Origin of the sequence: Pseudomonas sp. T8 (assembly GCF_024610635.1) — a bacterium.
GTDB lineage: Bacteria > Pseudomonadota > Gammaproteobacteria > Pseudomonadales > Pseudomonadaceae > Aquipseudomonas > Aquipseudomonas chlororaphis_I.
The window spans coordinates 5,570,476-5,583,641 of the sequence record NZ_CP102374.1 but is presented as its reverse complement, the minus strand read 5'-3'; the positions used below and the strand labels follow the sequence as shown (position 1 = coordinate 5,583,641).

The following is a 13,166-nucleotide window of genomic DNA, read 5'->3' as shown; positions in this document are numbered from 1 at the left end:
CGCAGCGACCGCCAACCGGAGCTCGCGGTTTGCCTGAGGCACTCGGGGGATAGTGTTGCGAGCGCTGCGCGCTCGATCGCAGGCTGCGCCAGCGGCTACAAAGAGGCCAGCCTCCGGGCGGAGGCTGGCCGATGGGGGTTACTCCAGGGCCGCGGCCGGGCCGAAGAACTCGTAGCGGCTTTGCTTTTCCGGTACGCCCAGGGCCTTGAGGTGGCGCTTGATCGCCGCCATGAAGGCTTTCGGGCCAAGGAAGTAGGCGTCCAGGTCACGCTCCTGCGGCAACCATGCGGCCAGTTGTTCCTGGCTCAGCAGGCCGACCTTGTCCGCCGCCGGGCTGACGCCGTCGTCTTCGGCGTAGCAGTAGAAGCGCTTGAGTTGCGGATGACGCGCGGCCAGGCCGTCGACCCAATCTCGGAACGCATGCACCCCGCCGTTGCGCGCGCAGTGGATAAAGTGCACCGGACGCTCGGTGGCCAGCGCGGCTTCGAGCATTGGCAGGGTCGGAGTGATGCCGACGCCGCCACTGATCAGCACCAATGGCTTGTCGCTGTCCGCCAGGGTGAATTCGCCCGCTGGCGGGAACAGCTGGATGCTGGCGCCAACCTGCATCTGGTCATGCAAATAGTTGGAAGCACGGCCACCGGCCTCGCGCTTGACGCTGATGCGGTACTGGCCGGCGTCGGACAGGGCCGACAGCGAGTAGTTGCGGCGGATTTCCTCGCCATCGAGGAACAGTTGCATGCCAATGTACTGACCCGGCTCGGCAGCGAGAATCGGGCCGTTATCCACAGGCTCGAAATAGAATGAGGTGATTTCCGCGCTCTCCTGCTCCCGGCGGACCAGCTTGAATTCCCGCGCGCCGCGCCAGCCGCCCGGGGCCTGGGCCTTCTGGTCGTAGATCGCGCCTTCGGCACCGATCAGGATATCCGCCAACTGGTTATAGGCCGCGCCCCAGGCATTCATCACCGCCGGCGTGGCGATTTCTTCGCCCAGCACTTCGGAAATGGCGCGCAGCAGGCAGCTGCCGACGATCGGGTAATGCTCCGGCAGGATCTGCAGGGCCACGTGCTTGTTGATGATCTTCGCCACCAGGTCGCCCAACTGGTCGAGCTGGTCGATGTGCCGGGCGTACATCAATACGCCGTTGGCCAGGGCCCGTGGCTGGTCGCCGCTGGCCTGGTGCGCCTGGTTGAACAGCGGACGCACTTGCGGATACTCGGAGAGCATCATCCGGTAGAAGTGGGTGATCAGGGCTTCGCCACCGCTTTCCAGCAGCGGAACGGTGGATTTGATGATGGCACGATCTTCGACGCTAAGCATAAGTACAACTCCTGAGCTTTCTGACTACTTGCAGGTTGTCCTTTACCAATCAGTTTTCGTGCCAACAATAAAAACCATATAAATCAATATCTTAAAATAATTGTAGTCATATCGACACACCGGCATTTATAGTCATTAAGACCATACGGAGTCATTATGACCGCAAAGTCCCTGCTCACCGCCTTGTTGCCCCTGGTCTCCGACCTGTCCCGCGAACTGCCTGAAGGCGAGCGCTACCGCCGCCTGCTGGAAGCCATGCGCGCCCTGCTGCCCTGCGACGCCGCCGCGCTGCTGCGCCTGGATGGCGAATGGCTGGTGCCGCTGGCAGTGGACGGCCTGAGCACCGACACCCTGGGCCGGCGTTTCAAGGTCAGCGAACACCCGCGTTTCGCCGCCCTGCTCAGCCATCCAGGCCCTACCCGCTTCGCCAGCGACAGCGACTTGCCGGACCCTTACGACGGCCTGGTGGATGGCCTGCATGAACACCTGGAAGTCCACGACTGCATGGGCTGCCCGCTGTTTATCGACGAACGCCCCTGGGGCCTGCTGACCCTGGATGCCCTCGACCCGCAGCGCTTCGAGCCGATCGAACTGGATGCCCTGCAGGCCTTCGCCAGCCTGGCGGCGGCCACCGTCAACGCCGCCGAGCGCATTGAGCGCCTGGCCCTGCGCGCCGAAGACGAACACCAGCGCGCCGAGGTCTATCGCCAGGCCAGCGGCCAGAACCGCGAAATGATCGGCCAGAGCAAGGCGCACAAACGCCTGCTGGAGGAAATCGGCCTGGTCGGCGGCAGCGACCTGACGGTGCTGATCACCGGCGAAACCGGGGTCGGCAAGGAACTGGTGGCCCAGGCCATCCACGCCGCCTCGCCCCGGGCCGACAAGCCGCTGATCAGCCTCAACTGCGCCGCCCTGCCCGACACCCTGGTGGAAAGCGAACTGTTCGGCCATGTACGCGGCGCCTTCACCGGCGCCACCAACGACCGCCGCGGCAAATTCGAACTGGCCAATGGCGGCACGCTGTTTCTCGACGAAGTCGGCGAGTTGTCGCTGACCGTCCAGGCCAAGCTGCTGCGCGTGCTGCAAAGCGGCCAGCTGCAACGCCTGGGGTCGGACCAGGAGCATCAGGTCGACGTGCGGCTGATCGCCGCCACCAACCGCGACCTCGCCGAAGAAGTGCGCAGTGGCCGCTATCGCGCGGACTTCTATCACCGCCTCAGCGTCTACCCGCTGCTGGTGCCGGCCCTGCGCGACCGCGGCCGCGATGTGTTGCTGCTCAGCGGCTACTTCCTCGAGCAGAATCGCTCGCGCATGGGCCTGGGCAGCCTGCGCCTGACCAGCGATGCCCAGGCGGCGCTGCTGGCCTACGCCTGGCCGGGCAACGTCCGTGAGCTGGAACACCTGATCGGCCGCAGCGCCCTCAAGGCCCTGGGCAATTGCCGTGAACGGCCGAAGATCCTCAGCCTGAGCACCGCCGACCTGGACCTGCCGGACGCCTCGGCACCGGTCGCGCCCCAGCCCGCCCCGGCAGCCATGGCCGAGATTCCCGGCGGCGGCGATCTGCGCCAGGCCACCGAAAACTACCAGCGCCAACTGATCAGCGCCTGCCTTGAGCGTCACCAGCACAACTGGGCCAGCGCCGCCCGCGAGCTGGGCCTGGACCGCGCCAACCTGGGGCGCATGGCCAAGCGCCTGGGACTGAAATAAAGAGTGCGAACCTTGTAGGAGCGAGCTTGCTCGCGATGCGATAGCGAACTCACAAGCGACCTTCGGCCTATCGCGAGCAAGCTCGCTCCTACAATTGTCGTAATACCGCGTGCGTTGATCCGCAAACCGACAAAGCCGCTAAAGCCAGCCCTCCACGCGTCGATAACCCGTTATCGCTAGCTGTTCGCGACCTATTGCGCGAACCACCTTTTTCCACAGAAGGTTTTTATGTCTTCCAACAAAGCCCGCGCAGATTCCCTTTCGCTTCTGCTGTTCACCTTGCGCAGCGGCAAGCTGATGGCAATCAACCTGCTCAAAGTCAGTGAAATCATTCCCTGCCCGCCGCTGACCAAACTGCCGGAATCGCACCCGCACGTGAAAGGCATCGCCACCCTGCGCGGTAATTCGCTGTCGGTCATCGACTTGAGCCGGGCCATCGGCGAACGGCCGCTGGAAGACCCGGAGGGCGGCTGCCTGATCGTCACCGACGTCAGCCGCTCCAAGCAGGGCCTGCATGTGCAGGCGGTGAGCAAGATCGTGCATTGCCTGACCACCGATATCCGTCCGCCGCCCTATGGCTCCGGCGGGGTCAAGTCCTATATCACCGGGGTCACCCAGGTCGACGGCACCCTGGTGCAGGTGCTGGACATCGAGAAAGTCATCCACGGCATCGCCCCGGCGCAGATCGAAACCGCGCCGACCGAGCTGAGCATGGAAGACGCCGAACTGCTGGGTAACGCGCGGATCCTGGTGGTCGACGACAGCCAGGTGGCCCTGCAGCAGTCGGTGCATACCCTGCGCAACCTCGGCCTGCAATGCCACACCGCGCGCAGCGCCAAGGAGGCCATCGACTGCCTGCTGGACCTGCAAGGCACCGCCCAGGAAATCAACCTGATCGTCTCGGACATCGAGATGTCGGAGATGGACGGCTATGCCCTGACCCGCACCCTGCGCGAGACCCCGGACTTCGCCCACCTCTACGTCTTGCTGCATACCTCGCTGGACAGCGCCATGAACGCGGAAAAGGCCCGCCTGGCCGGCGCCAACGCGGTGCTGACCAAGTTCTCCTCGCCGGACCTGACCCGCTGCCTGATCGAAGCGGCCCGTCACGTCGCCGCCCAGAGCGCCTGAGCCATGGCCGACGACTACTGCCTGCTGATGCGCCGCGACCTGACCGGGCAACCGGCTCCCGCCAGTTGGCCGGCCGCCTTCAGCCTCGACAGCTATCGGCCGGAACTGGCCGAAGCGGTGCATGGCCTGATGCACCTTGGCTACCAGGACGGCGGCGGGCGCGTGCCGGAGCTGGACAGCTGGCGTCAACGTTTCGAAAGCGACGCCGAATACGACCCGCAACTGTGCCTGGTGGCCCAGGATGCCGAGGGCGTCGTCGGGGTGATCCAGTGCTGGACCAGCGCCTATATCAAGGATCTGGTGGTGCATCCGCGGGCCCGCCGCCAGGGCCTGGGGCGGGCCTTGCTGCTGCAGGCCTTCGAGGTCTTCCGCCAGCGCCGCGAGGCCTTTGTCGACCTGCGGGTGCTGGAAGACAACCAGCGAGCCCGCGGGCTGTATGACAGCGTCGGCATGGTCACGATCCGCCGCGAGCAGGTTCCCCACACGCCGCTGTAACCTGTAGCCGCTGCCGCAGGCTGCGATAAGGCCGAAGGCCTTCGGCGATCTTGAAACCTTGCGCCCCCTTCGGGCGCGATCGCAGCCTGCGGCAGCGACTACAGATCTTTCATCGCCCGCGCCTCAGGCATACTCCTGCGCATACCCGCGAACGAAGGAACGCCCCGCCATGAAAGCCCTGTCTCTGAGCCTCGCCTGCCTGACCACCCTCCTCGCCAGCCAGGCCCAGGCCTCCAGCCCGGATGCCTGGGCGACATTCGACAAGCAGGTGCGGGCCAGTTGCACCAAGGCCAGCCAGCTGAAGAATGTCAAAGTGCTGGGCAATGCCGCGCAGTTCGACGACCGGGTTGGCTACAGCGCCTTGCTGCTCCAGGGCCAGTACCCGCAAAAACACATGAAGGGCCAGACCGGCGTGGAACTGTGCCTGTACGACAAGCAGCACAAGAGCGCCCATGTCACCGAGTGGGATTCGATCCGCCCCGCCCTCGAGGCCAAGGGCCGGTGACTGGCGCATAACTTGCTTCGAGAGCGCTATCTAGAGGGCGATGTGAGTCATTCCGTCGCCGCCTCCACCTTTCGACTATGGCTGTCGGCTCAATGAATACTCGTTTTTCCTGCGTAGGCTGCGGCAAGTGCTGCAACGATCACCACGTCCCCCTGACCCTCGGCGAAGCCCGCCAGTGGGCGCTGGATGGCGGCCAGGTGATCGTGCTGGTGGAGGGGTTCCTGAGCAATGGCCTGGGGCTGCCGGCCCAGCAGCGCGAACACGCCGAGCGGCGTTCCTGCGTGGTGCCCAGCGGCACAGCCCAGGCCCACGTGGCAATCACTTTCGCCGCCTACAACGTCGGCCCCTGCCGGAATCTTGACGAAGACCAGCTGTGCCGGATCTATGAGCGCCGGCCGCTGGTGTGCCGCATCTACCCGATGGAAATCAATCCGCACATCCCGCTCAACCCGGCGATCAAGGATTGCCCGCCCGAGTCCTGGGAAAAAGGCCCGCAGCTGATCGTCGGCGGCGAGCTGGTGGACCGGGAACTGGCCGAACTGATCCAGCGTTCACGCCAGGCCGACCGCGACGATATCCACAGCAAACAAGCCATCTGCCAACTGCTGGGGATTCACACCACCGCCCTCAAGGGCGATGGCTTTACCGCCTACCTGCCGGACATGGCTGCCCTGGCCGAAGCCATCGAGCGGGTCCAGGCGCAACCGCTGGCCGCGCCGGCCAGCGAGTGGCTGTTCCATGTATCTGGTGAAGACATTGCCGGGCAGGTGCAGGAGGCCGGCGCCCAGGTGGTGACCGAGGCGCCACTCACCTACGCCTTCATTTCCCTGCGAGCGGCCTGATCCGTAGCCGCTGCCGCAGGCTGCGATAAGGCCGAAGGCCTTCGGCGATCTTAAGGTCGTGCGCCCGCTTCGCGGTCGATTGTCCGAACGCGGCCCGAGCCTGCGGCAGCGGCTACAAAAGCTCAGGTTCAGCGCTTGCCCATCGAGCGACGGGTGCCGGGTGGCGCCGCGCCCGGGGTCTTGGTGTGGCCGTTGGTGGCGCCGTTCTTGTACCAGGGTTGCTGGGCATTCTTGGCCTGGGCGAACTCGGACGGCTTGAACGGAAACTTGAACGGCGCGATCGCCGGCTTGCCTTCGCCAGGCGCGTTGGCGTCATCGACCTGGTCGGCGCTGGGAGCGTCGGACACAGGCGGTTGTGCTGGGGTAGTCATGGAAGCTCCGGGGTGAAAAGCAAAGGCCGGGCCCGGGCAAGCGGGCCGCGAGGGCCGGCAGTATACCCAGGTTGCGGGTCTTTGACCTGCCGCGACCGGCATGGGCCAGGGTCATCGGTCGGCCTTTGCTGACAGCGCTGTCAGGCAGGCGTCACGTTGCTGACCGGGTCGGGCGGCTATAAAGGGGCCATCGATACTGGCCATCCTCCCGTCCCACCTGCCCCCCGGCGCTGGCGTCCATGCGTAATCGAAAAACAACCCTTGTGCTCGCAGGCGGGCTCGCCGTTCTCGCCGCCGCAGGCCTGTGGCACCTGCTCAAGCCGCCCAGCACCAAACTGGCAGCGCCGACTGCCGTGCCGGTGCGGGTGATCAGCGTCGCCCGGCAGGATGTGCCGCGGTATGTCAGTGGCATCGGTTCGGTGCTGTCGCTGCACAGCGTGGTGATCCGGCCCCAGGTGGACGGCATCCTCACCCGACTGCTGGTCAAGGAAGGCCAACTGGTCAAGGCCGGCGACCTGTTGGCGACCATCGACGACCGCTCGATCCGCGCCAGCCTCGACCAGGCCCGGGCGCAACTGGCGGAAAACCAGGCGCAACTGCAGGTGGCCCAGGTCAACCTCAAGCGCTACAAGCTGCTGTCGGTGGATGACGGCGTGTCCCAGCAGACCTACGACCAGCAGCAAGCGCTGGTCAACCAGCTCAGGGCCAGCGCCCAGGGCAACCAGGCCGCCATCGATGCGGCGCAGGTGCAGCTGTCCTATACCCAGATCCGCTCGCCGGTGTCCGGCCGCGTCGGCATCCGCACCGTGGACGAAGGCAATTTCCTGCGCACCAGCGATACCCAGGGCCTGTTCTCGGTGACCCAGATCGACCCGATCGCGGTCGAGTTTTCCTTGCCGCAACAGATGCTGCCGACCTTGCAGGGGCTGCTGGTCGCCGAACACCCGGCCACGGTCGACGCCTACCTGGGCGCCGATACCGACTCCGCCACCGGCGAGCGCCTGGGTGAAGGCCACCTGAGCCTGATCGACAACCAGATCGACACCAATACCGGGACCATCCGCGCCAAGGCCGAATTCAACAATCCCGGGCAAAAGCTCTGGCCCGGCCAGTTGGTGACCATCAAGATCCGCACCGCCGTGGAAAAAGCCGCCCTGGTGGTGCCGCCCAGCGTGGTGCAGCGCGGCCTGGACAAGCACTTCGTGTATCGGGTCAAGGATGACAAGGTGGAAATCGTCCCGGTGCAGATGGTCTATCAGGACAGCGGCCAGAACATCATCAAGGGTGTGCAGGCCGGCGACCTGCTGGTGAGTGACGGCCAGTCTCGGCTCAAGGCCGGCTCGCACATCGAGGTGCTCAGCGAACCGCCACAACAGATCCAGGCCGCGAACACGGAGCCGCAGCCATGAAGGGCCACGGCTCGATCTCCGCCTGGTGCGTCGATCATCCGGTCGCCACCCTGCTGCTGACTTTCGCCCTGGTGCTGCTGGGCGCCATCGCCTTTCCCCGGCTGCCCATCGCCCCGCTGCCGGAAGCCGAATTCCCGACCATCCAGGTCTCCGCGCAATTGCCCGGCGCCAGCCCGGAAACCATGGCCTCTTCGGTGGCCACGCCGCTGGAGGTGCAGTTCAGCGCCATCCCCGGCATGACCCAGATGACCTCCAGCAGCGCCCTGGGCTCGACCAACCTGACCCTGCAGTTCACCCTCGACAAGAGCATCGACACCGCCGCCCAGGAAGTGCAGGCGGCGATCAACACCGCCTCGGGCAAGCTGCCCAACGACATGCCGAGCCTGCCCACCTGGCGCAAGGTCAACCCGGCGGACAGCCCGGTGCTGATCCTCAGCATCAGCTCCACGCAGATGCCCGGCACCGAGCTCAGCGACTACGTGGAAACCCTCCTGGCCCGACAGATCAGCCAGATCGACGGCGTCGGCCTGATCAACATCACCGGCCAGCAACGCCCGGCGATCCGCGTCCAGGCCTCGCCCGACCGGCTGGCGGCGATCGGCCTGACCCTGGCCGATATCCGCGTCGCCCTGCAGCAGGCCAGCCTCAATCTGGCCAAGGGTGCGCTGTATGGCGAGTCGAGCATCTCGACCCTGTCGACCAACGACCAGCTGTTCCATCCCGAGGACTACGGCCAGTTGATCGTCTCCTACAAGAACGGCGCACCGGTGCAGCTCAAGGATGTCGCCCGGGTCATCAGCGGGCCGGAAAACGCCTACGTGCAGGCCTGGTCCAACGACCAGCCGGGGCTCAACCTGGTGATCTTCCGCCAGCCGGGGGCCAACATCGTCGACACCGTGGACCGCATCCAAAGCGAGTTGCCGCGCCTGGAGGCCATGCTGCCGGCTTCGGTGGACGTGACTGTGCTTTCGGACCGCACCAAGACCATCCGCGCGTCCTTGCACGAAGTGGAAATCACCCTGCTGATCGCGGTGTTGCTGGTGGTGGCGGTAATGGCGCTGTTCCTGCGCCAGCTGTCGGCGACGCTGATCGTCTCCAGCGTGCTCGGCGTGTCGCTGGTGGCCAGCTTCGCGCTGATGTACGTGATGGGCTTCAGCCTGAACAACCTGACCCTGGTGGCGATCGTGATTTCGGTGGGCTTCGTGGTCGACGACGCGATTGTCGTGGTGGAGAACATCCATCGCCACCTGGAAGCCGGCGACGGCATGCGCGAGGCGGCGATCAAGGGCGCCGGGGAAATCGGCTTCACCGTGGTGTCCATCAGCTTCTCGCTGATTGCCGCGTTCATCCCTCTGCTGTTCATGGGTGGCGTGGTCGGGCGGCTGTTCAAGGAATTCGCCCTGACCGCCACCTCGACCATCCTGATTTCCGTGGTGGTGTCGCTGACCCTGGCGCCGACCCTGGCGGCGCTGTTCATGCGCGCCCCGACTCATCATCCCCACGATCGCCCGGGCTTCGGCGAACGCCTGCTGGCGCTCTACGAACGTGGGCTGCGCCGGGCGCTGGACCATCAGCGGCTGATGCTCGGCCTGTTCGGCCTGACCCTGGGCCTGGCCATCGCCGGTTATGTATTTATTCCCAAGGGTTTCTTCCCGGTGCAGGACACCGGCTTCGTGCTGGGCACCAGCGAAGCGGCGGCCGACATCTCCTACCCGGACATGGTGGCAAAACACCTGGCCCTGGCGAAGATCCTCGGCGCCGACCCGGCGGTGGAAACCTTCTCCCACTCGGTCGGCGTCACCGGCAACAACCAGACCATCGCCAACGGCCGCTTCTGGATCGCCCTCAAGGACCGCGGCCAGCGGGACGTTTCCGCCAGCCAGTTCATCGACCGCATTCGCCCGCAGCTGGCCAAGGTCCCGGGCATCGTCCTGTACCTGCGGGCCGGCCAGGACATCAACCTCAGTTCCGGGCCAAGCCGCAGCCAGTACCAGTACGTGCTCAAGAGCAACGACGGGCCGACACTCAATACCTGGACCCAGCGCCTGACGGAAAAACTGCGGGCCAACCCGGCCTTTCGCGACCTGTCCAACGACCTGCAACTGGGCGGCAGCATCACCCATATCAGCATCGACCGCAGCGCCGCGGCGCGTTTCGGCCTGACCGCCACCGATGTCGACGAAGCGCTCTACGACGCCTTCGGCCAGCGCCAGGTCAACGAGCTCCAGACCGAGACCAACCAGTACAACGTGATCCTCGAACTGGACGCCAGGCAGCGCGGCAAGGCCGAAAGCCTGAATTACTTCTACCTGCGCTCGCCCCTGAGTGGCGAGATGGTGCCGCTGTCGGCGCTGGCCAAGGTCGATCCGCCCACCGTCGGCCCGCTGTCCATCGCCCACGACGGCATGTTCCCGGCCGCCAACCTGTCGTTCAACCTGGCGCCCGGCGTGGCCCTGGGCGATGCGGTGATCATGCTCGAGCAGGCGAAAAACCAGATCGGCATGCCCGCCTCCATCGCCGGCAACTTCCAGGGCGCGGCCCAGGCCTTCCAGAGCTCCCTGGCCAGCCAGCCGTGGCTGATCCTCGCGGCGCTGGTGGCGGTGTACATCATCCTCGGCGTGCTCTACGAGAGCTTCGTCCACCCGCTGACCATCATTTCCACCCTGCCCTCGGCCGGCCTCGGTGCGCTGATCATGCTCTGGCTGCTGGGCCAGGACTTCTCGATCATGGCCCTGATCGGCCTGGTGCTGCTGATCGGCATCGTCAAGAAAAACGGCATCCTGATGATCGATTTAGCCCTCGAGGCCCAGCGCCAGGGCGGGCTGTCGCCGCAGGAAGCGATCTACCAGGCCTGTATCACGCGTTTCCGGCCGATCATCATGACCACCCTCGCCGCTTTGCTCGGCGCCCTGCCGCTGATGCTCGGTTATGGCGCCGGCGCGGAGCTGCGCCAGCCACTGGGGATCGCCGTGGTCGGTGGCCTGCTGGTGAGCCAGGCGCTGACGCTGTTCACCACTCCGGTCATATACTTGTGGCTCGAGCGGCTATTCCATCGGCCCACACCAGCGCCAGCGCTGGCAAGCACATCCTGAGGCGGGGTCATGCGCGTTCTGATTATCGAAGACGAAGAGAAAACCGCGGACTATCTGCACCGCGGCCTGACTGAACAAGGCTACACCGTGGACCTCGCGCGCGACGGCGTCGAGGGCCTACACCTGGCGCTGGAAAGCGACTACGCGGTGATCGTGCTCGACGTGATGCTGCCCGGCATCGACGGCTTCGGCGTGCTGCGGGCCCTGCGCGCGCGCAAGCAGACGCCGGTGATCATGCTCACCGCCCGCGAGCGCGTCGAAGATCGGATCAAGGGCCTGCGCGACGGCGCCGACGACTACCTGGGCAAGCCCTTTTCCTTCCTCGAACTGGTGGCGCGCCTGCAGGCCTTGACCCGTCGCAGCGGCGGCCACGAACCGGTGCAGATCAGCATCGCCGACCTGTGGATCGACCTGATCAGCCGCAAGGCCAGCCGCGCCGGCACCCGCCTGGACCTGACCGCCAAGGAGTTCTCGCTGCTCAGCGTGCTCGCCCGGCGCCAGGGCGAGATCCTGTCGAAAACCGCGATCGCCGAGATGGTCTGGGACATCAATTTCGACAGCGACGCCAACGTCGTCGAGGTGGCGATCAAGCGCTTGCGGGCCAAGCTCGACGGGCCGTTCGAACAGAAACTGCTGCACACCATCCGCGGCATGGGTTACGTGCTGGAGAACCGCGGTGCCTCGTAATTCGATTGCCCTGCGCCTGAGCGGGCTGTTCACCCTGGTAGCCCTGTTGGTGTTCCTGCTGATCGGCGGCGCGCTCTATCAACAGGTGGACAAAGGCCTGGGCCTGCTGCCCGAGGCCGAACTGGACGCGCGCTACAGCGTGCTGGAGTCGGCCCTGACGCGCTTCGGCAACCCGGAGCACTGGGCCAAGATCAACAACAAGCTCAAGCTGCTCAGCGAAGAAGACAAGCGCATCAATTTCTGGGTGGTCAGCGGCGACCCCGCCTACGAATACGGCAACCCCGACCCGCAGATCCGCCGCTTCGCCCAGGGTCCGCTGGGCATGCGCGACCTGACCCTGCCCGGGCATCCCTATCCGCTGAAAGTGCTGGTCAGCCAGCTGCCAGCCAAGGAGCTGCGCCCGCCGCTGCGCTTTCTGATCGCCATCGACACCGAGACCTTCTACGAAACCCAGCACCAGCTGTTGATTGCCCTGATCAGCCTGGCCATCGTCGGCGTGCTGCTGGCCTCGGCGCTGGGTTACTGGGTGGCGCGCATCGGCCTCAAGCCCTTGATCGGGCTGTCCGAAGAAGCCCAGCGCCTGGCCCCGCCGAGGCTTTCCGGGCGTTTGCAGTTGTCGTCGCTGCCACCGGAACTGACGCAGTTCGCCAACTCGTTCAACTCGACCCTGGAACGGGTGGAACAGGCCTATTCGCGCCTGGAATCCTTCAATGCCGATGTTGCCCACGAACTGCGCTCGCCGCTGACCAACCTGATCGGCCAGACCCAGGTGGCGCTGACCCGCGGGCGCTCCGCCGAGCATTATTTCGAGGTGCTGCAATCCAATCTCGAAGAGCTGGAGCGGCTGCGCTCGATCATCAACGACATGCTGTTCCTGGCCAGCGCCGACCAGGGCAGCAAGGCCACCAAGCTCACCAGCACCTCCCTGGCCAGCGAAGTGGCGACCACCCTGGACTACCTGGACTTCATCCTCGAAGACGCCCAGGTCAAGGTCGAGGTCCGCGGCGATGCCCAGGTGCAGATCGAGATCGCCCACCTGCGCCGGGCGCTGATCAACCTGCTGAGCAATGCCGTGCAGCACACCGAACCCGGGCAGGTGATCCGGGTACAGATCGATGTGCAGGAACACCAGGTGGCCATCGCCGTGAGCAACCCTGGCCAGGCCATCGCCCGCGAGCATCTGCCACGGCTGTTCGAGCGTTTCTACCGGGTCGATGCCTCCCGCAGCAACAGTGGCGCCAACCACGGCCTGGGGCTGGCGATCGTCAAGGCCATCGCCCTGATGCACGGCGGCGACGTGTTCGTGCGCAGCGATGACGGCATGAACACCTTCGGCATCTACCTGCCGGTCTGAACTCTCCCTCTGCTCTGTAGGAGCAGCCGGTCGACGCTCGATTGCTCGCGATAGCGGTGCGTCAGGCACAGCGCATTGCCTCTATCGCCGGCAAGCCTGGCTCCTACAGAAGCCAAGGCCACCACAAGCCTGTAGGAGCGAGGCTTGCCCGCGATAACGGTACGTCAGATGCGCCGCATTGCCTGCATCGCCGGCAAGCCTGGTTCCTGCAGAAGCAGTATCAACTATTGCTTTTGGTGTAACAGTGCTTATC

At 65.4% G+C, this 13,166-nt stretch carries 11 protein-coding genes; 9 read left to right on the top strand and 2 right to left on the bottom strand.

Annotated elements, in window-relative coordinates:
- Positions 1 to 138 precede the first annotated feature (138 nt).
- Positions 139 to 1,320 (bottom strand): NO-inducible flavohemoprotein, encoded by a 1,182-nt coding sequence (gene hmpA / locus NRG23_RS25370; protein WP_257372709.1) that lies wholly within the window; start codon positions 1,318 to 1,320, stop codon positions 139 to 141.
- A 156-nt stretch (positions 1,321 to 1,476) separates the two neighbouring features.
- Here hmpA and norR point away from each other — a divergent pair, with 156 nt between their 5' ends.
- The 5 genes from norR to NRG23_RS25345 all read left to right on the top strand — a co-directional run bounded on the left by norR (position 1,477) and on the right by NRG23_RS25345 (position 6,000).
- Positions 1,477 to 3,027 (top strand): nitric oxide reductase transcriptional regulator NorR, encoded by a 1,551-nt coding sequence (gene norR / locus NRG23_RS25365; RefSeq protein WP_257372707.1) that lies wholly within the window; start codon positions 1,477 to 1,479, stop codon positions 3,025 to 3,027.
- Between the two features lie 228 nt (positions 3,028 to 3,255).
- Positions 3,256 to 4,158, top strand: coding sequence for a chemotaxis protein CheV (locus NRG23_RS25360; protein WP_009050702.1), 903 nt, complete (start codon positions 3,256 to 3,258; stop codon positions 4,156 to 4,158).
- A 3-nt stretch (positions 4,159 to 4,161) separates the two neighbouring features.
- Entirely contained in the window at positions 4,162 to 4,653 is a 492-nt protein-coding gene (locus NRG23_RS25355) for an N-acetyltransferase (protein WP_016703526.1), read from the top strand.
- Between the two features lie 169 nt (positions 4,654 to 4,822).
- Complete coding sequence (locus NRG23_RS25350; RefSeq protein WP_041984263.1) at positions 4,823 to 5,158, top strand: hypothetical protein; 336 nt, start codon at positions 4,823 to 4,825, stop codon at positions 5,156 to 5,158.
- Between the two features lie 92 nt (positions 5,159 to 5,250).
- Positions 5,251 to 6,000: a YkgJ family cysteine cluster protein gene (locus tag NRG23_RS25345; protein WP_038634983.1), complete on the top strand. Its 750-nt coding sequence runs from the start codon at positions 5,251 to 5,253 to the stop codon at positions 5,998 to 6,000.
- Positions 6,001 to 6,128: 128 nt separating this feature from the next.
- Here the strand turns inward: NRG23_RS25345 and NRG23_RS25340 are convergent, their stop codons facing one another.
- Complete coding sequence (locus tag NRG23_RS25340) at positions 6,129 to 6,371, bottom strand: hypothetical protein (protein ID WP_009050706.1); 243 nt, start codon at positions 6,369 to 6,371, stop codon at positions 6,129 to 6,131.
- 239 nt (positions 6,372 to 6,610) lie between these two features.
- Between NRG23_RS25340 and NRG23_RS25335 the strand changes: the two genes are divergently transcribed.
- The 4 genes from NRG23_RS25335 to NRG23_RS25320 are packed head-to-tail and all read left to right on the top strand — an operon-like array spanning position 6,611 to position 12,913.
- The gene (locus tag NRG23_RS25335; protein ID WP_041984261.1) at positions 6,611 to 7,780 is read left to right on the top strand and encodes an efflux RND transporter periplasmic adaptor subunit; all 1,170 of its coding nucleotides are present in this window, start codon (positions 6,611 to 6,613) and stop codon (positions 7,778 to 7,780) included.
- The gene (locus tag NRG23_RS25330) at positions 7,777 to 10,872 is read left to right on the top strand and encodes a multidrug efflux RND transporter permease subunit (RefSeq protein ID WP_257372706.1); all 3,096 of its coding nucleotides are present in this window, start codon (positions 7,777 to 7,779) and stop codon (positions 10,870 to 10,872) included. Before NRG23_RS25335 ends, NRG23_RS25330 begins: the two co-directional genes overlap by 4 nt.
- A 9-nt stretch (positions 10,873 to 10,881) precedes the next feature.
- Positions 10,882 to 11,559: a heavy metal response regulator transcription factor gene (locus tag NRG23_RS25325; protein ID WP_009050709.1), complete on the top strand. Its 678-nt coding sequence runs from the start codon at positions 10,882 to 10,884 to the stop codon at positions 11,557 to 11,559.
- Positions 11,549 to 12,913 carry a heavy metal sensor histidine kinase gene (locus tag NRG23_RS25320; RefSeq protein WP_124340719.1) on the top strand — a complete coding sequence of 455 codons (1,365 nt, stop codon included), beginning with the start codon at positions 11,549 to 11,551 and terminating at the stop codon, positions 12,911 to 12,913. The genes NRG23_RS25325 and NRG23_RS25320 overlap by 11 nt, the downstream gene beginning before the upstream one ends.
- The last annotated feature ends 253 nt before the right edge of the window (positions 12,914 to 13,166 follow it).